This window comes from Marinomonas shanghaiensis (assembly GCF_003259175.1).
Classification (GTDB): Bacteria; Pseudomonadota; Gammaproteobacteria; order Pseudomonadales; family Marinomonadaceae; genus Marinomonas; species Marinomonas shanghaiensis.
Window position 1 is genome coordinate 51,757 of the sequence record NZ_QGOK01000016.1, and the last position, 22,806, is coordinate 74,562.

23 protein-coding genes are annotated in these 22,806 nt (G+C 43.8%); 21 read left to right on the forward strand and 2 right to left on the reverse strand.

The window, feature by feature from the left end; all coding sequences use genetic code 11:
• The first annotated feature begins 68 nt into the window (after positions 1-68).
• The 15 genes from DKT73_RS13490 to DKT73_RS13555 all read left to right on the forward strand — a co-directional run bounded on the left by DKT73_RS13490 (position 69) and on the right by DKT73_RS13555 (position 14,304).
• Positions 69-764, forward strand: a complete 696-nt coding sequence (locus DKT73_RS13490; RefSeq protein WP_111639082.1) for an L-ribulose-5-phosphate 4-epimerase — start codon at positions 69-71, stop codon at positions 762-764.
• Positions 765-769: 5 nt separating this feature from the next.
• A complete protein-coding gene (locus tag DKT73_RS13495; protein ID WP_111639083.1) occupies positions 770-1,603 on the forward strand; it encodes a Cof-type HAD-IIB family hydrolase in 834 nt (277 codons plus the stop codon).
• Positions 1,600-3,132 carry an FGGY-family carbohydrate kinase gene (locus tag DKT73_RS13500; RefSeq protein WP_111639084.1) on the forward strand — a complete coding sequence of 511 codons (1,533 nt, stop codon included), beginning with the start codon at positions 1,600-1,602 and terminating at the stop codon, positions 3,130-3,132. The genes DKT73_RS13495 and DKT73_RS13500 overlap by 4 nt, the downstream gene beginning before the upstream one ends.
• Before the next feature lie 29 nt (positions 3,133-3,161).
• A complete protein-coding gene (locus DKT73_RS13505; RefSeq protein ID WP_111639085.1) occupies positions 3,162-3,806 on the forward strand; it encodes a 3-keto-L-gulonate-6-phosphate decarboxylase UlaD in 645 nt (214 codons plus the stop codon).
• 6 nt (positions 3,807-3,812) lie between these two features.
• Positions 3,813-4,571: an IclR family transcriptional regulator gene (locus DKT73_RS13510; RefSeq protein ID WP_111639086.1), complete on the forward strand. Its 759-nt coding sequence runs from the start codon at positions 3,813-3,815 to the stop codon at positions 4,569-4,571.
• A 9-nt stretch (positions 4,572-4,580) separates the two neighbouring features.
• Complete coding sequence (locus tag DKT73_RS13515; protein WP_111639087.1) at positions 4,581-5,450, forward strand: L-ribulose-5-phosphate 3-epimerase; 870 nt, start codon at positions 4,581-4,583, stop codon at positions 5,448-5,450.
• Between the two features lie 257 nt (positions 5,451-5,707).
• The gene (yiaK, locus tag DKT73_RS13520) at positions 5,708-6,715 is read left to right on the forward strand and encodes a 3-dehydro-L-gulonate 2-dehydrogenase (RefSeq protein ID WP_111639088.1); all 1,008 of its coding nucleotides are present in this window, start codon (positions 5,708-5,710) and stop codon (positions 6,713-6,715) included.
• Positions 6,716-6,785: 70 nt separating this feature from the next.
• Positions 6,786-8,300, forward strand: a complete 1,515-nt coding sequence (locus DKT73_RS13525) for a sugar ABC transporter ATP-binding protein (RefSeq protein ID WP_111639089.1) — start codon at positions 6,786-6,788, stop codon at positions 8,298-8,300.
• A gap of 61 nt (positions 8,301-8,361) precedes the next feature.
• Complete coding sequence (locus tag DKT73_RS13530) at positions 8,362-9,411, forward strand: ABC transporter permease (RefSeq protein WP_111639090.1); 1,050 nt, start codon at positions 8,362-8,364, stop codon at positions 9,409-9,411.
• Between the two features lie 78 nt (positions 9,412-9,489).
• Positions 9,490-10,602, forward strand: a complete 1,113-nt coding sequence (locus DKT73_RS13535; protein ID WP_111639091.1) for a substrate-binding domain-containing protein — start codon at positions 9,490-9,492, stop codon at positions 10,600-10,602.
• An 85-nt stretch (positions 10,603-10,687) separates the two neighbouring features.
• Positions 10,688-11,626, forward strand: a complete 939-nt coding sequence (locus DKT73_RS13540) for an SMP-30/gluconolactonase/LRE family protein (RefSeq protein ID WP_111639092.1) — start codon at positions 10,688-10,690, stop codon at positions 11,624-11,626.
• A gap of 28 nt (positions 11,627-11,654) precedes the next feature.
• Positions 11,655-12,329: a hypothetical protein gene (locus DKT73_RS13545; protein WP_157959189.1), complete on the forward strand. Its 675-nt coding sequence runs from the start codon at positions 11,655-11,657 to the stop codon at positions 12,327-12,329.
• 198 nt (positions 12,330-12,527) lie between these two features.
• Positions 12,528-12,932, forward strand: a complete 405-nt coding sequence (locus DKT73_RS13550; protein ID WP_111639094.1) for a type II toxin-antitoxin system HicB family antitoxin — start codon at positions 12,528-12,530, stop codon at positions 12,930-12,932.
• 30 nt (positions 12,933-12,962) lie between these two features.
• Positions 12,963-13,121: a hypothetical protein gene (locus DKT73_RS20215; RefSeq protein WP_198666624.1), complete on the forward strand. Its 159-nt coding sequence runs from the start codon at positions 12,963-12,965 to the stop codon at positions 13,119-13,121.
• Positions 13,122-13,209: 88 nt separating this feature from the next.
• Positions 13,210-14,304, forward strand: coding sequence for a hypothetical protein (locus tag DKT73_RS13555; RefSeq protein WP_157959190.1), 1,095 nt, complete (start codon positions 13,210-13,212; stop codon positions 14,302-14,304).
• 85 nt (positions 14,305-14,389) lie between these two features.
• On the opposite strand, the gene ettA is transcribed toward DKT73_RS13555, so the two are convergent.
• Positions 14,390-16,051, reverse strand: coding sequence for an energy-dependent translational throttle protein EttA (gene ettA / locus DKT73_RS13560; RefSeq protein WP_111639096.1), 1,662 nt, complete (start codon positions 16,049-16,051; stop codon positions 14,390-14,392).
• 154 nt (positions 16,052-16,205) lie between these two features.
• A complete protein-coding gene (locus tag DKT73_RS13565; RefSeq protein WP_111639097.1) occupies positions 16,206-17,111 on the reverse strand; it encodes a DMT family transporter in 906 nt (301 codons plus the stop codon).
• A gap of 163 nt (positions 17,112-17,274) precedes the next feature.
• Between DKT73_RS13565 and nrdR the strand changes: the two genes are divergently transcribed.
• From nrdR to thiL, 6 genes are all read left to right on the forward strand, one after another.
• Complete coding sequence (gene nrdR / locus DKT73_RS13570; RefSeq protein WP_111639153.1) at positions 17,275-17,787, forward strand: transcriptional regulator NrdR; 513 nt, start codon at positions 17,275-17,277, stop codon at positions 17,785-17,787.
• Entirely contained in the window at positions 17,784-18,935 is a 1,152-nt protein-coding gene (gene ribD, locus DKT73_RS13575; RefSeq protein WP_111639098.1) for a bifunctional diaminohydroxyphosphoribosylaminopyrimidine deaminase/5-amino-6-(5-phosphoribosylamino)uracil reductase RibD, read from the forward strand. The genes nrdR and ribD overlap by 4 nt, the downstream gene beginning before the upstream one ends.
• Before the next feature lie 306 nt (positions 18,936-19,241).
• Positions 19,242-19,766, forward strand: a complete 525-nt coding sequence (gene nusB / locus DKT73_RS13580) for a transcription antitermination factor NusB (protein WP_111606666.1) — start codon at positions 19,242-19,244, stop codon at positions 19,764-19,766.
• Positions 19,767-20,166: 400 nt separating this feature from the next.
• Positions 20,167-21,237 carry a hemolysin family protein gene (locus DKT73_RS13585; protein WP_198666625.1) on the forward strand — a complete coding sequence of 357 codons (1,071 nt, stop codon included), beginning with the start codon at positions 20,167-20,169 and terminating at the stop codon, positions 21,235-21,237.
• 128 nt (positions 21,238-21,365) lie between these two features.
• A complete protein-coding gene (locus DKT73_RS13590; protein ID WP_111639100.1) occupies positions 21,366-21,659 on the forward strand; it encodes a DUF6172 family protein in 294 nt (97 codons plus the stop codon).
• 183 nt (positions 21,660-21,842) lie between these two features.
• Positions 21,843-22,793 (forward strand): thiamine-phosphate kinase, encoded by a 951-nt coding sequence (thiL, locus tag DKT73_RS13595; RefSeq protein ID WP_111639101.1) that lies wholly within the window; start codon positions 21,843-21,845, stop codon positions 22,791-22,793.
• Positions 22,794-22,806: the final 13 nt, after the last annotated feature.

Genomic DNA, 22,806 nt, shown 5'->3' on the forward strand with positions numbered 1-22,806 from the left:
GCCGAGTCTAGAGGCGTTTTAAATAAGCTAGAAAATCCTTATATGCAGATTATTTTTCGAGAATCATCATGTATCAGACATTAAAAGAAAGAGTATTGAAGGCCAATTTACAGCTACCTGAATATGGTCTAGTGACCTTCACATGGGGCAATGTGTCAGAAATTGATCGAGACAGAGGTGTGATTGCGATTAAGCCGTCTGGTGTGGAATACAGTGCAATGACGGTCGACGATATTGTCATCATTGATCTAGATGGGCAGCGCCTTGAAGGGAGTCTGAATCCATCGAGCGATACTGCGACGCACATAGAGCTTTATAAAGCGTTTCCAACGATTGGCGGTATTGTTCATACCCATTCACGCCATGCGACTATATGGGCGCAAGCAGGATTAGATATTCCTGCCTTAGGCACGACTCATGCGGATTATTTCTACGGTGATATTCCCTGCACTAGAATGTTGACAGCTGATGAAATTGCGAATGATTACGAGAAGAATACAGGCTTTGTGATCATTGAGGAGTTCCACCGACGAGGTATTAATGAAGAGGCGGTTCCCGGTGCCATTATTTCTGGCCATGCGCCTTTTTCTTGGGGAAAAAATGCATTTGATGCCGTTCATAATGCCGTGGTGTTAGAAGAAATCTCTGCGATGGCGATTGGCACTCGGGCGTTGAATCAGCAAATCAAAGTACAAGACGAACTACTGAATAAACATTACATGCGTAAGCACGGCAAGAATGCTTATTATGGTCAAAAGAAGTAGAGATTATGTATAAATTATTGGCGCTTGATTTAGACGGAACTGTCCTAAAATCTGATCGTACTATTAGTCCTATCTTGATTGAAAAAATTCGCATCTTAGCCGAGCACATCCCCGTTCTAATAGTAACAGGACGGCACCATACGACAGCGAGGCCTTATTATCAGCAGCTGGGCCTGACAACACCGATTATTTGCTGTAATGGTACTTATGTTTACGATTATCAAAATGAGCAAGTGTTAGAACACAATGCTTTGCAAAAAGACGTAGCGAGACAGTTTGTTTCGCTCGCCGCAGAGCATGATTTGACGACAGTTATGTATGTTACTAATGCCATGCTTCACTCGAAATATCGTCCTTTGCCATATGTGGAATCGTTATCTGAATGGGCAAATTCCTTTCCAAGAGAAAATCGTCCGCAAATACATAAAATTAACGATTTTCATCACGAAATTGAACACCATCCTCATGTGTGGAAATTTGTTGTTGAGGGTAAGAGTGCTGATCATTTTGCCGGATTGCCTTTTGTGCAGCAGCACTTTAATGGGGAATATTCTTGGACAAATCGAATAGATTTTGCACGAATTGGTAATACTAAAGGCGCTGCTTTAGCTAAGTACCTAGAAGGAAAAGACATCTTAGCAGAGCAAGTAGTGGCTGTTGGTGATCACCATAACGACATCTCTATGTTGATGTTGGCTGGAATGGGCGTTGCTATGTTGAATGCTGATGAGGCTATACAGCAGTTAGCGGATAGAGTCACCGCAGCAACGAACGATGATGATTGGGTGTTAGCAGACTTAATAGATCAGCTTTTTCTGTCTGAAGGAGAAGACCGATGAATTATTTTATTGGCTTAGATTCTGGCGGTACCTTTATGAAAGCGGCTTTGTTAGACAGTAATGGTAAGCAAATAGCCATTGCGAAAGTGTCTGCGAAAGTGCTTAACGAGCAACAAGGCTGGGTAGAACGTGCCCTAGACGATTTATGGAGTGACGCGAAATCCGCCATTGTTAAACTGCTTCAATCTGCTGATATTGCAGCTGCGGATATAAAAGGCTTGAGTATTTCAGCCCAAGGAAAAGGGGTATATCTGTTAGATAAAAAGGGCGAAAATTTACGTAATGGTATTATCTCGTCGGATTCCAGATCCCTTGGTATTGTGAAAAAGTGGCAAGAAGACAAAATCCCTGAAGCTATTTATCCGATGACACTACAAACCTTATGGACAGGGCACCCTGTTTCCATTGTGCGTTGGTTAAAAGACAACGAAGAGGAAAACTATCGACAAATTGGTGCTATTTTGATGGCACACGATTATCTACGTTATCGCCTGACCGGTAACATCGCCGCTGAATTAACCAATATATCAGAGAGTAACTTCTTTAATGCTACTAGCGGTGAATATGATCCTGAATTGCTGAGAGTGTTTGGTATTGAGGAAGTTTTTTCCGCACTTCCTCCGATTATTAAACCTGATGAGCTTGCGGGCTATGTCACTCAAAAAGTGGCTGAAGAAACTGGTTTAGAGGCAGGTACTCCGGTGTTTGGGGGCTTGTTTGATGTTGTTTCGACTGCGATTTGCTCTGGTATTAATGCTAATGAGGATACTCTTAATTATGTGACAGGTACTTGGGCTGTGACCTCAGGTATTGCGACTGGTATTCCTTCTGAATTAGACATAGAAGAGTCGAATTACAACTATGTGTATGGTCATTATGTCTTGGATAAGCAATATATTATTCATGATGCTAGTCCAACGTCAGCAAGCAATTATGAGTGGTTTCATGATTACCTAGGCAAAAATGGTGAAATTGACCATTTGGGGAATCAGGCATTGGTGGCGGCGCTGCCTGTAGCAACGAGCTCATTATTTTTTGTGCCTTTTCTTTATGGTTCCAACATGGGGTTGGGTATTAAATCAGGCTTTTATGGTTTACAAGCCCATCACACCAAAGGTCATTTGATTCAAGCTATTTGGGAAGGAATTCTGTTTTGTCATAACCTTCATTTAGACCGAATGCGTGCCCGTTTTCCTCGTGCTTCTGTTCTTAGAGTGACGGGAGGGACAACGACTTCTGAGGTGTGGATGCAAATGCTTGCGGACTTAACGGGGATGTCGGTGGAAATTCCTAGTATCGAAGAAACGGGGTCTTTAGGTGCGGCGTTGATGGCAATGGTGGGCGTTGGTGAATACGCTAGCATTGAATTGGGCTTAGCTGCGATGAACATTCAGACGAAACGAATAGAGCCTAATCCACGTCACTATCAAGCTTACCAACACAAGTATCAGCGTTATTTGCAGCTAGTTAGTCTCTTTAAAGAATTTGAGAGCAAAGAATTCGAAAGTCAAAAGTTTGAAAAAGCCTAATTAAAATGTTCATTATTGAAGGAATCGCTATGACTAAACCTTTATTGCAGATCGCATTAGATGCCACTGATATACAGACAGCGATGGCATCTGTAGAAAATATTGCCGATTATGTGGATGTTATTGAAATAGGTACTATTTTGGCATTCGCTCATGGGGTGAAAAGTGTCACTTTGCTGCGCGAAAAATACCCGCAACATGTTATTGTTTGTGATATGAAAATCACCGATGCCAGTGCTATTTTAACGAAAATGGCATTGGCGGCAGGCGCTAATTGGGTCACTGTGAGTGCAGCGGCACACATAGAGACCATTCGCGCAGCCTATAAAGTGGCTGAAGAATGTTCTGGTGAAATTCAAATTGAGCTATATGGTCACTGGACATTAGAGGATGCTAAGGATTGGGTTGAGATGGGCATTACACAAGCTATTTATCATCGTTCAAGAGACGCTGAATTAGCGGGTGTGACATGGACGCAAGAAGATCTAATAAAAATGAAAGCGTTATCGGATTTAGGCATCGAATTATCTATCACGGGTGGCATTGTGCCTGAAGATTTGTATTTGTTTAAAGATCTTAAAGTGAAGTCTTTTATTGCAGGCCGTGCATTGGTCAGTGAAGAAGGACGTTCGATTGCTGAATCCTTCCATAATGAAATTGAAAAATATTGGTAGGTATGAATGAGTGAACAAATAAAGTCACTTCTAAAATCGTTAAGTGTATTGGAGTTTTTAGGTCAATTTCCCAATGGTGCGTCATTGCAGACGATTGCTAAGCAAACAGGGATGACCAAGTCATCAGCCCATCGCATTCTTTCAACATATGAAAGTGCGGGCTATGTCACTCAGCTATCCAGTGGTCGTGATTATCGACTAACGATGAAGCTATTGCATGTGGGGCAGGTGGCGTTAAATTCAGATGTGACTGGTTTTGTGAAACCTTATTTAACGCAATTGCTTGATGTCATTAATGAAACGGTAAATTTCTTGGCGTTTGATGGGGATAACATCCTTTTCAAAGACAAGTTAGAACCAAGCAATGCTTCGTTTCGTACTCGAACCTATATTGGCTTGCATTCGCCTGCTTACTGCTCAGCCGCGGGTAAATGTTTTTTAGCCTTCGCCTCAGACCAGATACGCGAAGCTTACTGGCAGCGTAATCACAACACAATGCGACAGCTAACGGAAAATACCATCCTGGAAAAAGGCGCATTCTTTCAAGAGTTGGAACGAGTCAGAGAGCGAGGTTTTGCAATTGATGATGAAGAAAATGAAGCAGGTATTTCCTGCGTAGCCATTCCAGTTTTCAATAAAGATGGAATGCCCATTTACGCCATTAGTGTGTCATCACTGACGCCTAAGATGGCTCGATTAGGCTTTGATTCTTTGGCTGAGACGATAGCAAAAACAGCCAAGCTCATCGAGGCAAAACTATTTTGAGGTGATGCTGTGATTAATTTTGCAAAGAAGTTCCGTCTGGGTATTTATGAAAAAGCAATGCCTGCTGAGCTGAGCTGGCGTGAGCGTTTAGTTAATGCCAAAGCGTTAGGTTTTGATTTTCTTGAAATATCGGTCGACGAAACCGTGGACCGACAAGCCCGCTTGGATTGGTCTGATGAGGACATTTATGCGCTCAGAAATCTTTGCATTGAACTGGATATGCCACTGCAATCAATGTGTTTGAGTGCTCACCGTAAATACCCTTTTGGCTCGATGGACGATAAGGTAAGGGAGCGCGCTTTTGAGATTATGGAAAAGGCCATTGTATTGGCTTACAAGCTTGGTATTCGTTGTATTCAGATGGCGGGCTACGATGTTTATTATGAACCGCAGTCAAAAGAAACCCATCGTCGTTTTGTAGAAGGCATGCAACGTGCTGTCAAAATGGCTGAGAGAGCGGGTGTCTTGCTTGGTGTAGAGATCATGGATACGCCGTATTTAAATTCCTTGAGCAAGTTTGAGGTGCTGAAACGCGAAATTCCTTCTCCGTTTTTCATGGCTTATCCGGATGTGGGCAATATTTCTGGCTGGAATCATGATGTGCCAACGGAGTTAAAACTTGGTCAAGATCATATTGTACAAATTCATCTCAAAGACACATTACGCGTCTCACCTGAGTGCAAAGGGCAGTTCCGTGATTTGGTTATTGGTCAAGGTGAAGTTGACTTTCATGCCATTTTTAAAACGCTGGCAGAAATAGACTATGCGGCGCCTTTTGTCATAGAAATGTGGGCGCAGAATGATCATTGGTATGAAGACATTGCTCATGCCAAGGCCACGCTTGAACGTATTGCTCATGAATCTGGTTTACTGCTTTAGTTGCGTCTATTAAGAGAGTAATCGTTTGCTCTGTTAGTGAGCAATACTGATGAATTGTCTCTTCCCCTTTTTTTTCAAATGTTCTTCCTCGATATTCAATCGCTTAATTTTTATTTAAAAATTAAGCGATTAGCTTTGTCTGTGAATAAAAAATATAAAAGTTGATTAAAAAAGCTTCACATATTCTGGCTTTGTGTCATTATACGGAAATACAATAACAATATATTCCGTAATACGGAATTAAGGTTGCGCTTATTATGCCTATCATTTCGGTAGAACAACTTCAAAATACGTATGAAAAAATTCTCTTATCTCGAAACATGGCGTCTGACATGGCTAAACGTCTAGCGACAGGTTTCGCAGATATGGCGAATGAAGGGGTTTACTCTCATGGTATCAATCGTTTTCCGGTCTTTATTGGTCAAGTAGATAAAGGGCAAATTCAGCTCAATGCTATCCCAGAATGTGTCAATCAGATGGGCGCACTAGAGCAGTGGGATTGTCATTATGGGCCGGGTGTTTTGAATGGTTTAATTTGTGCTGATCGTGCCATGGAATTGGCCCGTGAGTATGGCATTGGTATGGTCGGTATGCGTAATTCAAATCATTGGATGCGCGGTGGAGCTTATGTATTGGAAATGGCTCGCCAAGGCTTTGCTGGTATTGCGGCGACAAACTCTATTGCTGTAATGCCCGCTTGGGGAGGGAAAGATCATCGCATCGGAACCAATCCGCTGATTATGGCCATTGCAGGTGAGCCCCCTGTATTGGTTGATTGTTCTATGTCTCAATTCTCTTATGGTCAGCTACAGAATCATGTCTTAGCCGATAAAGAATTGCCTGTTGTTGGTGGTTATGACAATGAAGGCAATTTGACCAAAGACCCTCATATTATTTGGGAAAACAAACGTGTTCTTCCAATGGGTTTTTGGAAAGGTTCATCTATGTCTATCGTGCTAGATATGATGCTAACGGCCATCACAGGCGGCCGCTCAGTTCCGGCCATTACCGAAGATCAAGACGGTGAGTTTGGTGTATCGCAATTCTTGATTGCCATTGACCTAAGCAAAACCATCGAAAAAAACCAGTTTGCAGCAGAAATGCAGCGTATTCGTGACTATGTTTTGGCATCAGAGCCTGCTGAAAGTGGTGAGGTTTCTATTGCTGGATCCAAAATACAAGCCTTTATTGATAAGCATGAAAAAGCCGGTGGCATTGAGATTCACCCTGATATTTGGAGTCAGATTCAACAACTCACACAGTAAGACGGGTAAATATCAGCGTTAATAGACATCGATTACTTAACAATAAAAATAATGTAAGTGGGGAGAGGTCATGTTGGAAGCTTGTGAACAACAAAAGTCAGTAACATCTCTTTTGCAGTTTAAGAATGTGAGCAAACGTTTTGGCAATAGTTTGGCCGTGAATGATGTGTCTTTTAATGTAGGCTCGCATTCTGTCGTGGCGCTATTGGGGGAAAATGGTGCCGGTAAATCGACTTTGATCAAAACCTTAGCGGGTATTTATCAAGAAGATCAGGGTGAGATCCTCTATCAAGGCGTCAAGTTAGATCAAAAAAACAGACACCATGATGAGATTGCTTTCATTCATCAAGACTTAGGTTTAGTCGACTGGATGACAGTGTCAGAAAACATGGCGTTATCCATGGGATATTGTAAAAAGTTTGGCTTAATTGATTGGCAAGCAACGGACGCACGTGCCGCAGAGGCGTTAGCCAGTGTTAACGCAGACATTGATCCACGTACTCGAGTATTTCGCTTATCACGTGCAGAACAGTCTCTTATCGCCATTGCGCGTGCAGTGTATTGCAAAGCAAAAATTCTTGTTCTCGATGAACCTACTGCGAGTTTACCTGCCGCCGATGTGGCGCGCTTATTTGAAGTGATTCGTGATTTGCGTCAGAAAGGTGTTGGCATGATTTATGTTTCTCACCGATTAGACGAAGTCATGGAAATCTCCGATAGCATGGTGATTATGCGTGATGGTCGTTTGGTTGCAGAATGCGCCACTCAGGGTATGCAGGCGAAAGCATTAGTAGAGCTGATTGTGGGGAATGCCCAAAAAGATTTCCAGCGTCTCAGTGTAGACCCTAGCGCGCCAACTGTACTTGACGTTTCTAACTTTGAAGCGGGCAACGTTGGCCCTGTTTCTTTCTACGTAAAACAAGGTGAAATCCTCGGTCTGATTGGCTTACGTGGTGGCGGTCAAGGGGAAGTAGGACGGGCTTTGTTTGGTGATTATCCAATATTTAATGGTCAAGTACGCCTAGATGGCAAATTGCTCAGCCTAGACTCTACTTCCGCTGCCATTCATGCTGGTATCGGTTATGTGGCTGGCGAACGTGCAGAGAATCTTGCGATGTCCATGTCGGTTCAAGACAATTTTTTTCTTAACCCCTTGTTGGGTAACCCTCCTTTATTTGCATTAAATACCTTATCCAAAGAGCAGAATATTGCGAGTGATTTGATAGATCGTTTTGATGTGCGTCCAAGAGATCCTGACCAAACCATTGAGAATCTTAGTGGCGGTAATCAGCAAAAAGTCATTATGGCGCGTTGGTTAAACTTAAATAAGCGAGTCTTGATTTTGGATGAGCCTACAGCGGGTGTCGATGTGGGAGCAAAAGCAGAAATTTATAATTTGCTCAAAGCCTCGGTGAGTAATGGCCTCACTGTGATTGTGGTGTCTACTGACTTTGAAGAAATAGAGAAGATTTGTAATCGCTGCTATGTGTTTAGCAAAGGGTGCATTCATAAAGAGTTAACTGAAAATGAGATGACCTTTGCCAATATGCTGGAGGTGGCTTCGGCAGATGGTGCTGTTAATTAATTTGCCCAGTTAATTCAAAAAGTTGATGAACTAAAATAACAATTATAGTGAGTAGCAGACAATGACAACTTCCATAAAATCTACGGCATTAGAGCCGGACCATAACGATAAAAATTCAGCGGGTGAGGGACTTCTTTCTCATTTTGGGCGCTATCTTCCAGTGTATGGTTTACCTATTTTAACCCTACTGTTGATCTTATTTTTTTCCGTATTATTGCCGGATACTTTTCCGACTATGCTGAATTTACGCTCAATTTTAAGTGATAAATCCATTATCGCGATTCTCGCGTTGGCTGCGATGGTACCCATGTTAACGGGGAAGATGGATCTAACCGTTGGTTATGGCATTGTGCTTTGGCACATTTTAGCGATTAGCCTTCAAACCAAATTTGGCATGAGCTGGCAAATGGCGGTTTTCGTCGTTCTAGTTTGTGGCATGCTGTTTGGTCTTCTGAATGGCCTGTTAGTTGAAATGGCGAAAATTGATTCCTTCATTGCCACGTTAGGTACAGGCACAGTGATCTATTCCGTTGCACTTTGGTATACCGGAGGGCGTCAGGTAATTGGTTCACTGGATGCCGATTTCTATTCTCTTTCAAATGCTTTCTTTTTGGGTTTACCTGCACCTGCATTCTACGTGATGGGCATTGCTATCTTGCTATGGATTGTCACTGAACGCTTGCCTCTAGGTCGTTGCCTTTATGCGATTGGTGCGAATCCAAGAGCAGCGGATTTGAATGGTATTCCAGCCCGAAAATATGTCATTGGGGCATTTGTTACTTCTGGGCTATTGACCGCTTTTGCGGGAGTACTGTTGGCCGCGAAACTGCGTATTGGTCAAGCGAATGTCGGTTTGGAATTTCTTTTACCCGCGTTAGTTGGGGCTTTTCTTGGCTCAACGACGATCAGACCGGGGCGCGTTAATGTACTTGGTACTCTTATTGGGGTCTCTATTCTGGCAGTGGGTATTTCCGGCATTCAGCAGCTAGGTGGTGCCTTTTATATTGAACCTCTGTTTAACGGCGCAACGTTATTAATATCCATCGGTATTGCTGGGTACGCTCAGCGCCGAGGTGGTCGTATAAAACGACTTATTAAAAAGAGTGAGTAGTAAGGCGTAGGGAAGCGCGTTAATGGGTTCGATATTTAACTGCGATGTATAAAAACAAAAAATACGAATGAGGTTGTCATGAAAAAATATCAGTCAATTTTAAAATACAGCACTTTGAGTTTATCTATATTACTTGCCATGGGAGCGACTAGCGCCAAGGCGGATGATTTTTTAGAGATGGCAAAAGCAAAAGTTCAAGCGGCCACGGCTCCTTATAATAAATGGGATGGCCCAACAACCGGTCCTAAAGCTGTGTCTGGAAAAACGATTGTTTTTTTAGCATCTGATATGCGTAACGGTGGGGTACTTGGTGTTAGTAATGGTGTAGAAGAGGCTGCAGTCTGGACTGGTTGGAACGTTCGTGTTCTAGACGGGCAGGGCACTGTATCTGGCCGTACCGCGGCGTTTAACCAAGCGATAGCATTAAAGCCGGACGGTATTGTATTAGGGGGCTTTGATGTGAACGAACAATCAGCAGCACTGGAAACCGCAACACAACAGGGCATTAAGGTCGTGGGCTGGCATTCTGCGCCAACCCCAGGTCCCGTTCCAAGCAAAAATCTCTTCTCTAACATTACGACTAGTGCGGATGATGTGGCTGAGATTGCGGCATTAGCCGCTGTGGCAGGCTCCAATGGTAAGGCTGGTGTTGTCATTTTTACTGATTCAGCTTATGCCGTTGCGATCGCAAAATCAGACGCCATGGCAAATGTCATTAAGCAATGTAGCGGATGTACATTGATCTCTGTGGAAGACACGCCATTATCAGATACGTCAACACGCATGCCTCAGCTAACGACTTCTTTGTTGCAGCGTCATCAAGGTCAGTGGACTTACTCTTTGGGGATCAATGATCTTTATTTTGATTACATCGGGTCGGCATTAAATGCGTCGGGCCTGCCTGCGGATAAGCTACCCCGCAATATATCCGCTGGTGATGGCAGTCAATCGGCTTACTCGCGTATTCGATCTAATTTTAACCAAGTAGGTACAGTACCAGAGCCACTTAATATGCATGGTTGGCAAGTTGTTGATGAACTAAACCGAGCCTTTGCGGGCGTTGCTGACAGTGGCTTTTCGACCCCTGTACACTTAGTCACTCCGGAGAATATTCAGTTTGACGGTGGTCAAAACGATATTTTCGATCCAGACAACAATTATCGTGAACACTACAAAGCCATTTGGAAATAGTTAACGTTTTAATGCCCTTTTCATTTGTTGAAAGGGGCGTTTCATTGATTTATTTACAGTGCTTGTAGAGGTAACGGTGATCGCCATGGAAAAATTTGATGACAGAATAGAATCGATTTTATTAGGAAAATCAGACTTAGAAAAAGTATGCACCGGAGCAACATGGAGTGAGGGACCCGTTTGGCTCGATCATTCACAAACCCTATTATGGAGTGATATTCCTAACAATAGAATATTAAGTTGGAACGAGGAGAAAGGCCTAAGGGTATGGCGTTCGCCTGCTAACTTTACCAACGGTCATTATCTAGATTTGCAGGGCAACCTATTGCATTGCAGTCACGGTGGTCGATCTATTGAGAAAACCGACTTGCAAACAGGTGAGACAACTACGTTAGTTGACCGATATCTTGGTAAGCGTTTGAACTCACCAAATGATTTAGTGGTGAAGTCAGATGGTACTGTTTGGTTTTCTGATCCACCTTACGGCATTTTATCTAATGTAGAAGGCTATAAAGCAGAGTCTGAACAAGAGGGGAATTTCGTCTATCGTTTTGATCCTATCACCAGTGAGCTATCCGTTGTTTGTCATACGATTGAAGAACCAAATGGTTTGGCCTTTTCACCAGATGAATCAAAACTTTATATCGCCGACACTTCTGCGGCGCTAAGAGAAGACGGCTCGGGAAATCATCATATTAAAGTGTTTGATGTCGAGCAGGGGCGCAAGCTAAGTAACGAAAGGTTGTTTGCCGTGGTGTCACCGGGGTTAGCCGATGGCTTTCGAGTGGATCAACAAGGTTGGGTTTATACCTCGTCGGAAGACAGTATTCAGATTTACCACACGGATGGCACATTATTAGGCAAAATAGGGGTGCCGGAGAAAGTATCTAACTGCACTTTTGCGACAGACAGGTCTTCTAATCACCAAGGAGAGACCTTGTATATTACCGCTTCTACTTCCATTTATCGTATTCGTTTAAATACCCGTGGGGCGCGTCCTCAGGCTTCAGGCAATGGTGTTTGACAGCGAAATTTTTTTTAAGGGATCATTGATGAATTTTACAGAATACTCCGCCATTCTTAGTGCTTTTAAAGAGGGTGTATTTACTTCTATCCTAGACAGCTACGACGATATTTGTCATGCACAAGATCAGTTGATCGCTGAACTCACCAGCAAAGGTGCCGTCATCAAAGGCTGGAAAGTCGTTGAGGATTCCGGTGTTTTTATTCTATCGCCTATTTTTGACTTTCAAATTTTCCAGAATCAGGGCGCTCAGCTACCAAAAGACAAGTTATCTGGTATCGAAGTGGAAATCTGTTATCAGTGCAGTGTTCCACTCTTGGCAAGTGATATTGAATACGCCGTTAGCCACAGCCAGCCACTTGTTGCTATAGAGGTTTTACGTCCCAAAATTAATGACAAGAGTTATCAATCTTGTGACTTTTATTACAACTACGGCATCTTAGTGTCGAGCCAACCTATCGCAAGTGATTTTTCTCTCAAAAGTGGACAAACCTACCACTACTCAACCAGCGGCACCGATTTTTTCGAACAGAAAAAGGCGGTGCTGTTGAAGGGCGTACAAGAATGTGTTCGTCGAGGCTATATCGATGATTTCTTCTTCATGACAGGCAGCCTTAACGGACTTATTACAACCGATTCATGCTTGGGCAAAAACGAAGTCATTGCATCAAATGGCACGTTAATTAGTGTAGACATTGTATAGCGCCCGACTCTGTTTATAGAAGCTGCTTACTGGAAGGTTCGCGGCTTTTTTGTTTCTAGTGTTGTCGCCATTCACCTCAAGAGTTATTGGAGTTATAGTTTATTTAATTTAAAAATTACCGATTGGTACTTTTAATAGCATAAAGAAACAAGCTCAGCTCAACTAAACTCATTAGTGGCTTTAGCAGAGGTACGATCAATGAAATATCCAATAGTATTACATACCGATAACGGCGTTAGCTACGGGGTGATTGTGCCAGATGTGCCCGGCTGCTTTTCGGCTGGCGATACATTTGATGAAGCACTAGAGATTGCCGAAGAAGCGATCTTTTCTCATCTTGAACTCTTGTTAGAAGACGGTGAAGACATTCCAATAGCCAGTTCAATCTCAGTCCATAAAGATAACCCAGATTACGTCGATGGCGTGTGGACTGTGGTGAATATAGACATCACCCCATTGCTTGGAAAAAGTGAAAAAATTAACGTAACCCTACCGCATCTGCTGATCACCAAAATCGACAAAATGGTGGCCGCTAATCCAAGATACAAATCGCGTTCAGGATTCTTGGCGGAAGCGTCGAAGAAAATGCTACAGTTAACCTAATCTTTTTTGCCAAACGAAGAGGGCGTAGTCATGAGTGATATTTTACATTCTGTGCATAAAACAGCTAAAGGCCTTAAAAAAGCGGATGCGATTGATAAAACTATCATGCGCCAGTTTGATGCTTTATGTTCTGTCACTAGACGTCAGAGTCAAAACAAGGCGAAAGCAAACCCAGAGACGCAGCGCTGAAAATGCTTTTTTGAGAGAAGCAAAAATCGGTGGAAGTTATTGTTTAATATTGCAGCCATCATGAATAGAATTTTATATGGGAATGAAAATGGAAGAGATACTTTTAAGCGCAGATGAAAAAATTCATGAAATTATGGAACTGGTTTCACAGCTTCGTTACCGAATAGAAAATAATGAGTCGCTCCACCAGAATGCAGAAATTAGAAAGAGTCTAGACCGCTTTTATGGTGCTACCTCCGATTATAATAATTACAATGATACTGCTAAAAATAGAAATACCAGAGAAAATATAATTTATCGATTAATACAAGTTCCTCGACAAGGAGTAGAGCTAGGTTTTGCTGTTTTGAAATCTGGATTGTCTGATGGAAGAGTTGGCTCTCTGAGCACTGAATTAGTGGAGAAATCAAATGATCTATTAGCAGCTGCTGGTTATAGCTCATTAAGTAGTAATGAAAGTATTGGATTAGATAGTTTTCATAGCTTTAAATCTGCAAAGGACCAGCTGAACGAACTTTTTATTCAAAGTGCAAAGCATGATGAAAGAGTGAAGAAACTATTAAACGAAAATGAAGTTAAAATCATACAGATTAGTGAAAGGTCAAAACTGCTAGAAACTGAAATGAAGACAGAGATAGAAAAAGTTTCTATCTTATATAGTAATGCCTTAAAAGAAATTGAAGTCAAAGAGAACCAAATTAACGATATATTAGGTCATGCATCAGGCAGAGTAATCGCAGGGGATTTCGAGACCAGTGCTGGTGATGAAAAGTTGATGGCTGATCGGATGAGGTACGCGTCTTTAGCTTGTATGGGATTAATAGTTGCCATCGTTGCTTACTCATTTTGGGAGACAACTAATACTAATTTTGAATGGAAGAGTTCTATTTTTCGCGTTGTTCTCGCTGTAATGTTATCTATACCCGCAGCGTACTTGGCTAGAGAATCAACAAAGCATCGAGCTCAACAATATGAACACCAGCAAATTTCACTAGACTTGAAAGCAATAACACCTTATATAGCATCATTACCTGAAGAAGAGCAGCACAAAATTAAAATAGAAATAGCTAACAGATTGTTTGCTGCAAGAGATTTTACAAAAACTAATATAGATTCCTATCCTATCAATACACATGAATTGATGATGGAACTTATAAAGAAGCTAGATACTAAAAAGAGTTGACTGCACTTAACGTCGCATAAAAAACCGCTCACATTTCTGCAAGCGGTTTTCCATTCTCAACCCCAACCAATCCTATTAAATAGAATTACGCATCAATACGTTTGTATTTAATACGCGTTGGTGTGGCGTCGTTGCCGGTACGTTTTTTGTAGTCGGCTTCGTATTCTGCGTAGTTCCCTTCGAAGAAGACGGCTTTAGAATCGCCTTCGTACGCTAGGATGTGTGTTGCGATACGGTCTAGGAACCAACGGTCGTGGGAAATAACAATCGCGGCGCCTGGGAAGGCCAGTAGGGCGTCTTCCAGAGCACGTAAAGTTTCTACGTCTAGGTCGTTGGTCGGCTCATCCAGTAGCAATACGTTGCCGCCTTCTTTAAGCAGTTTCGCTAGGTGCAAACGGTTACGCTCACCACCAGACAAATGCTTAACCAATTTTTGTTGATCAGATCCTTTGAAATTAAAGCGGCCAATGTAAGCACGAGACGGTACTTTGTAGTTGTGCACCGTGATCATGTCTAGGCCATCTGCGATTTCTTCAAACACGGTTTTGTCGCCATCCAGTTCACGCATTTGGTCAACGTAAGCCAGTTGTACTGTTTCGCCCAACGTCACTGTGCCTGTATCAGGTTTTTCGATGCCAGCGATCATTTTGAACAGGGTAGATTTACCGGCACCGTTACCACCCACCACACCGACGATAGCGCCTTGTGGCACCACCATGTTGAAGTCTTCTAGTAGCATCTTGTGTTCGAAGCTTTTGCTAACGCCTTCGATTTCGATGACTTTGTTACCAAGACGTGGTCCTGGTGGAATGTACAATTCGTTAGTTTCGTTACGATCTTGGAACTCTTGTGAGTTCATTTCTTCGAATCGAGCCAAACGGGCTTTGGATTTAGACTGGCGGCCTTTGGCGTTTTGGCGAACCCACTCAAGCTCGGATTTAATGGCTTTTTGGTGAGAGGCTTGTTGCTTTGCTTCTTGTTCTAGACGAGCATTTTTTTGCTCTAACCAAGACGAGTAGTTGCCTTCGTATGGAATACCATGGCCGCGGTCCAATTCTAAAATCCAGCCAGCGGCGTTATCTAGGAAGTAACGGTCGTGGGTAATCGCCACAACGGTGCCTGGGTAATCTTTTAAGAAGCGCTCTAGCCAAGCTACAGATTCGGCGTCCAAATGGTTGGTTGGCTCGTCTAGTAGGATCATATCTGGCTTGTTTAATAGCAAACGACAAAGCGCGACACGGCGACGCTCACCACCAGAAAGGTGTTCTACTTTGGCGTCCCAAGGTGGAAGGCGTAGGGCATCAGCCGCAACTTCAAGGGCACGATCTAGGTTGTGACCTTCTTTCGCTTCGATTAAGGCTTCAAGCTGACCTTGTTCTTTTGCTAGGGCGTCAAAGTCTGCATCGGGTTCTGCGTATGCTGCATAGACGGCATCCAAACGTGCCATGGCCTCAATCACGTCAGTAAAGGCTTCTTCAACAATGCCACGCACGTTCTTTTCTGGATCAAGATGTGGTTCTTGTTCCAAGTAGCCGATTTTGATGCCCGGCATTGGACGTGCTTCACCATTATGCTCGGTATCCACACCCGCCATGATACGCAATAGCGTTGATTTACCAGAACCGTTAAGACCCAATACACCGATCTTAGCGCCAGGGAAGAATGAAAGAGAAATGTCTTTTAGAATCTCGCGTTTAGGCGGAACAATTTTCCCAACGCGATTCATGCTGTATACAAACTGAGCCATAAAGAGTCAACTTATCCTATGATTAGAAATCCTAGCACAATGACTATCGTGCAAGGATTTCGTTAAAACACTCCATGATATGCCAAATACAAAGCTGGATGATCGCTGGAGAGCCGATTGAAAATTGAGTGCGTTAAGAATAGCACAATCGTGGCTATTTCAGAATAATCAAAGCCGCGCCAGCCACAACGAAAATTGCCCCAACCCATGCGCCAAAAGCAGGGCGCTGTCCTGTGGTAATCCATAACCCTGGGAGAATCAGTACGGGAACGACCGCCGACAGTGTCGTAACGATCCCGACGTTTGCGTTGCCGACGCCCCAGACCAAGACACTCATGCCAATGACCATGCCGATCGTGGCAAGGGCGGCAATGCCCATGAAATCAAAGCGCGTGAGTTGGCTAAAGGGAATCGCATCGGCTGGTTGTTTGTGTCGATAAAATAAGCCGTAAGCCAGAACAAGAGCCAGTGCGCCTGTCCCGACCCGTAATGCGGAGACGGCAATCGGATCTGCGCCATCCACGAGGGCCGGTTTGCTCAGCAAGGCGCCACTGGCCTGACCAAGTGCTGCGCCAAGCGCGAGCAAAATGCCTACGCTCAATTTCCCCTTGGTTTGCTCCCAAGCATGTAGGCTATTTTTACGTCCAAATAGAATCGCGATCACCACACCGACCAATACTAAGCCACAGGCAAACAGCTGGTTGAAAGACAGATTTTCCCCTAGAAATAACCAGCCTAATAGAATCGACATGGGGGCATTGGTGGCAAAGAGTACCCCAGTGCGGCGAGGGCCAAGACGATGTACTGCACTAAATAACATGGTGTCGCCAATGAAAATCCCCAATAGGCCCGACAGCATGATGATTTCGGCATGTTGCCACAAGGTGGCATTGAATCGTTGGGAGATTACGCAGATGACCAAAAGAATGGAACTGGCAATGACAATACGAAAAGTATTAAAGCGCATGGTGCCAAAGCGCTGGATTAGCCCTGGTGCCATCAAGCTAGAAACAGTCCAGCATAAGGCCGCAACCAAGCCCGATAATTCTGCGAACGGCATATAAATCCTTATAAATTCATCCAATCTTCTAGAATGAAGAATGATAAAAGCGCACACAGTAGCTTGGTAGCTATATTATGGCGGGGTTGGTATGATTTCATCCATCACACGATGGCCTAATTTTCAGGCATTCTTACACCAAATTAGCGATATTGGAAGCACCATGCGATGCCCTTTTTGTGGAACTCAAGATACGAAAGTAGTGGATTCTCGGTTAGTCTCTGAAGGCGCTCAAGTGCGTCGCCGTCGTACCTGTATCCATTGCCAAGAGCGCTTCACCACGTTCGAAGTGGCTGAATTACAAATGCCGAAACTGATCAAAAGTGATGGTAGTCGTGAAGCCTTTGATGAAGACAAATTGCGTAATGGCATTCTCAAAGCCATTGAAAAGCGCCCTGTCAGCATTGAAGCGGTGGAAACCGCGATCACCCGTATCAAGGAAAAAATGCAAGCCACTGGTGAACGCGAATTGCCGTCTCGTTGGACGGGGGAAGCAGTGATGGAAGAGCTGCAACGCCTTGATCAAGTGGCCTATGTGCGTTTCGCTTCAGTGTATCGCAGTTTTAAAGACATCAGTGAATTTCGTGAAGCAATAGACCGTCTAGAAAACCACCGCGTTATTGCTCCAGATGCAAAACAAAACGCCCCTGAATCGGAAAAAGAAGACAAAGCATGACATATAACCATGAATATTGGATGGCAAAAGCCATTCAGCTCGCGAAAAAAGGCCGCTATACCACGCATCCAAACCCACGTGTTGGTTGTGTGTTGGTCAAAGATCAGCAAATCATTGGCCAAGGCTTTCATGTCAAAGCGGGAGAAGGTCATGCGGAAGTCAATGCCTTGGCGGACGCAAAACACGACGCGGTTGGTGCAACGGCTTACGTTACCTTGGAGCCTTGTAGTCATCAAGGCAAAACGCCACCTTGTGCCGACGCCTTGATCAAAGCCGGTGTGGCACGTGTTGTTTATGGTATGCAAGATCCAAATCCAGAGGTCTCTGGTAATGGCTTAGCGAAATTGAAAAAAGCCGGTATTGAAATTACCGGCCCGGTTCTAGAAGCGGAATGTGAGGCATTGAATCCGGGGTTCCTCAAGCGCATGCGTGAAGGTCTTCCTTATGTGCGAGTGAAGCTTGCCATGAGCATGGATGGCCGCACGGCAATGGAATCTGGCGAAAGCCAATGGATTACCGATTCGGCAGCGCGTCTTGATGTACAACGTTTGCGTGCTCAAAGTGATGCTATTGTGACGGGGATTGGTTCTGTTTTAGCCGATAATCCAAGCATGACGGTTCGCATTGATAATAACGACCAAGAAGCGGACCCCAAAAGCGTGCGTCAGCCGATTCGTGTCATCATGGACACGGCGTTGTCTATCCTTCCTGAAGCCAAAATTCTTTACCCAACTCATCAGGCATGGGTGTTTTCCGTCGAAGACGAAGTAGAAGAAGAGCATCTAGAAGTGCTGACCGAAAAAGGCGTCACCGTGCGCTTTGTGCCTCGTGGCGAAGATGGTCGACTCGACTTATTGGACGCGATGGAGCAACTTGCCGATGCGGGTATCAACGAAGTCTTAGTCGAAGCGGGTGCGGAATTAGCGGGTGGATTTTTGGCCGCCGGTTTGATTGATGAAATCATTGTTTATATGGCGCCGAAATTATTGGGTTCCAGCGCGCGTCCCTTGTTTAAATTGCCGTTGGAAACCATGGACGAAGCGGTTGAGCTAACGCTCAAATCCGTGCGTCAGGTTGGGCAAGATGTGCGTTTGGTGTACCTGCCAAGTTATTTAGACGAAGATTTTGATGACGAGACAGAAGAATAAGCAAAAGTAACGTCATTGCTTTTTTAGGCTTTTTTTAAAAAATCGGTAGAAATCGTTTTTTCTTGCCGATATTTCGCCAACTTTGCCGAGAAACCTAGAATAAATGTTGCTATAATCTGCGCCCAAGACAACCCATATATTCGTACCTTTGGTCGATATGACTCAGATGCTGTCTAAAAGCCGTATCTGGTCGCTCTTTAACAACCAAGGGTATTTTCTAAACAAACAAAAGCCAAACAGACAAAAGCCAAAAAGGCAAAAGCGCCAGCTCAAAAAGCTGCGTGGTCTGGACAATTGAGGCAAAAAATGAGCGAAGTGGAAACAACAAACGACCAAACTCCAGCACCAAAACGTAAGGATAAAAAACCTTCACGTTCGCAATTGCGCAGTGCTTCTCGTCGTTTGGCATTACAAGCCGTCTACCAATGGCAAATGAACAAAACAGCGGTTAGCGAGATAGAAACTCAGTTCGTGATGGATCAAGATCAAGATATGGATTCTTGTGACAAAGTCTACTTTCGTGAATTGCTACAAGGTGTAACCGCCAGCGCTAAGAAACTGGACGCTTTGTTTGAAGAGCTACTGGATCGTCCATTAAGCGAACTGGATCCAATCGAGTTGGCGGTGATGCGTATCGGTTCGTATGAATTGTCTCAACGCTTAGACGTACCCTACCGTGTTGCGATCAACGAAAGTGTTGAACTTGCCAAAGCCTTTGGTGCGACCGAAAGCCACAAATACGTTAATGGCATTTTAGACAAACTAGCACAACGCGTGCGCCGCGAAGAAATCGCCGCTCGCCGAGAAGCGAATAAAGAGTCGAACAAATAATCGAAAAACGATTATGTAAACGTTTCTGAAAGCGTCATTAAAAGACAGTTAAGAGCCCCGTTATTACGTGTTAGTAACGGGGCTTTTTTATGCCTATTTTTTATTTTTAGGCGCTTAACCAGCCTAAGAAGTAACAACTCTATTGGAGACTGTATTTTGTCATTTATTTGTTTTAGAGCTTCTCATTTTATTTGAACCTAATATCCTAATTGCAGACTAAATTAACATAGCTTTAGTGCCTTAAAACCCACAGAAAAGTCTTTTTTGCAGAAGCGCGATATCTGGATTTAGTCAGGGCACTAGCAATGTGTTTTAGGTTAAGTACGGAGTTGTAGCGGGTTATCAAATTAATGATGAATAGCCTAGAAGTAGCCAAAATGTGAATGTGAGGATGTCGATAGTGAGTACAGATGCTTTATTATTAATTGTTTATGTTCTGACAGCGATAGGTTTTTCATTTCTTTGCTCTGTAGCTGAAGCTGTATTGTTGAGTATTACGCCTTCTTATGTTGAAGGTCTCAAAGAAAAACAACCGAAAAACGCTGCGCGTTTAAAGCGGTTAAAACAAGACAATATTGATCAATCACTTGCGGCTATTTTAACGCTCAATACCATTGCGCATACGGCTGGGGCGATTGGGGCAGGAGCGAAAGCAACAGCGGTGTTTGGGAGTGCGTGGTTTGGTGTATTTTCAGCGGTTATGACTATGGCAATTCTCTTTCTTTCTGAAATTGTCCCTAAAACCATTGGTGCTATTTATTGGTCAAAGCTTGTTGTGCCTATGATGCATTTTGTACAGGGCCTTATTGTCATTCTTTATCCTATCGTGTGGGTTTCAGAGAAGCTGACTAAGCTAATATCTCACGGAAAGACGCTGCATCATTTTAGTCGAGATGAATTTATTGCCATGGCAGAGCTTGGTAAAGAAGGCGGACAAATTCATGATAGTGAATCTAGAATTATTGGTAATTTGTTTCGCTATGGGTCTGTAAAAGCTATGGATGTTATGACGCCCCGAACTGTCGCTTTCGCACTTTCAGAGAACAAAACCGTTTCGGAGGTATTTGAACTCATTAAAAATAAGCCGTTCTCACGTTTGCCTGTTTATAAGTCCGATTTTGACGATATTACAGGTTTTGTTCTGAGAGATGATATTTTGTTAAGCAAAGCAGCGGATCAACATGATGAAACACTTAAGTCTTTAAAGCGTGATATTACCGTGGTTCCTGAAGGAGTATCGTTACCAATGCTGTTGGATAGCTTCCTTAATGAGCGGCAGCATATTGCATTAGTGGTTGACGAATATGGAAGGACAAAAGGAATTGTCACTCTTGAGGACTTAGTGGAGACCTTGCTTGGTGTGGAAATCATGGATGAAATGGATAGCGTTGAAAACATGCGAGCGTTAGCGCGCAAAATGTGGATGACGCGAGCGAAAGCGCTTGGCATTGAAGTGGAGCGCTTAGAATAAAGTCTTGAGTAAAGTGTTTCTGATTAACTATTTTACTGTTTTATTCATGGCTGGTTCATTCTTAACCCGCTATCATAGGCGGGTATCAAGGTGGTTACGCTGCCTTACCCAATATTTTTAGGATCATAATGAAAAAGAACTTTGTGTTGTCTCACCCAAAAAAGCCATACCAGCGCCTCATTGAAGAAGCGAAAAATGAAGTTAAGCAGTACATCAAAGCAGAGCGTAATAAAGCCTTGCCAGATGGTGCGGATTTTTGGGGATTTAACTGCAAATTTGGTCAAACCGCTGACAAGGCGCGTGCGATTCACGAAGGCGATATCAATACCAATATTAGCTCGGCACAAAGCCAGCATTGGAAATCTTTTTATCTAGAAGTGATCCCAACGCCTAAGACACGGGCTAAGCGTTCTGAAGATTAACGCTTTTTTACTGTGGTAATGATGCATTCCCAAAAGGGCAGGTTGTACTCAGCAATCTGCCCTTTTTGCTTCTGACAGACTGCTGACATTACGGTATCCTTTCTGTTTTAAAATAGACGTGCGTTTACTGCTCAGCAAATGCCTTTTATTTAACCTTTAATTGAGATAAGCAAGGATCTTCTGTTGAGAGAATTCGAGTTGATACAAAATATCTTTCAAGCGTCTGTCATGGCGAGTACGCAAGGGCGTGGAGATCTTTTGTTGGGTATCGGTGATGATTGCGCGCAAGTGCAAGTGCCACAAGGTCAGAGTTTGGTATTCTCCATGGATACCTTGGTCGAAGGGCGACATTTCCCTTTCGATGCGGATCCTGTGGATATTGGTTACCGTGCGGTGGCAAGCTGTGTGAGTGACTTGGCGGCCATGGGGGCCAAGCCCGCATTTTTCACCTTGGGGTTGACGATACCTGAATCTGATCCGCAATGGTTAGCGGGTCTAGCGCAAGGCATGGCGGAACTGGCTGAGCCGATTGGCTTGGCCTTAGTGGGCGGTGATACCACGAAAGGGCCGTTAACCATCACGCTACAAGTGCACGGTTATGTGGAACCCGATATGGCAGTAAAGCGCAGTGGGGCAAAAGTCGGTGATGATATTTATGTGACGGGAATGCTTGGTGATGCCGCGGCCGCGGTGCCGATTGTGACGGGTGAGTTGCAAGTATCGAGTGAGCGCTTTGATTATTTTTATGATCGTTACTGGCGACCGCAATCAAGGCTAATTGCCGGTATGGCACTGAAGCGCGTGGTGCATGCCATGATGGATATTTCCGATGGCCTTGCGCAAGATATCCAGCATATACTCAAAGCCTCTGGTGTTGGTGCGAATATCGATGCGAATCGTGTGCCGATTTCCTCTGAGTTAAGTCGTTGGCAACCTGAAACGGCGGTGGCATTGGCGCTAACGGGTGGCGATGATTACGAATTGTGCTTCACCGCACCAAAAGCACAAGCCGCTGAAATAGCCTTGATTACTCAAACACTTAGCTTGCCTTGTACCAAGGTGGGGGAAATTGTCGACAAGGGTTTTGTGATTCAAAACTATGATGGCGAGATAACAGGCTGGCAACACTTCTAATTTTTAATTTAAC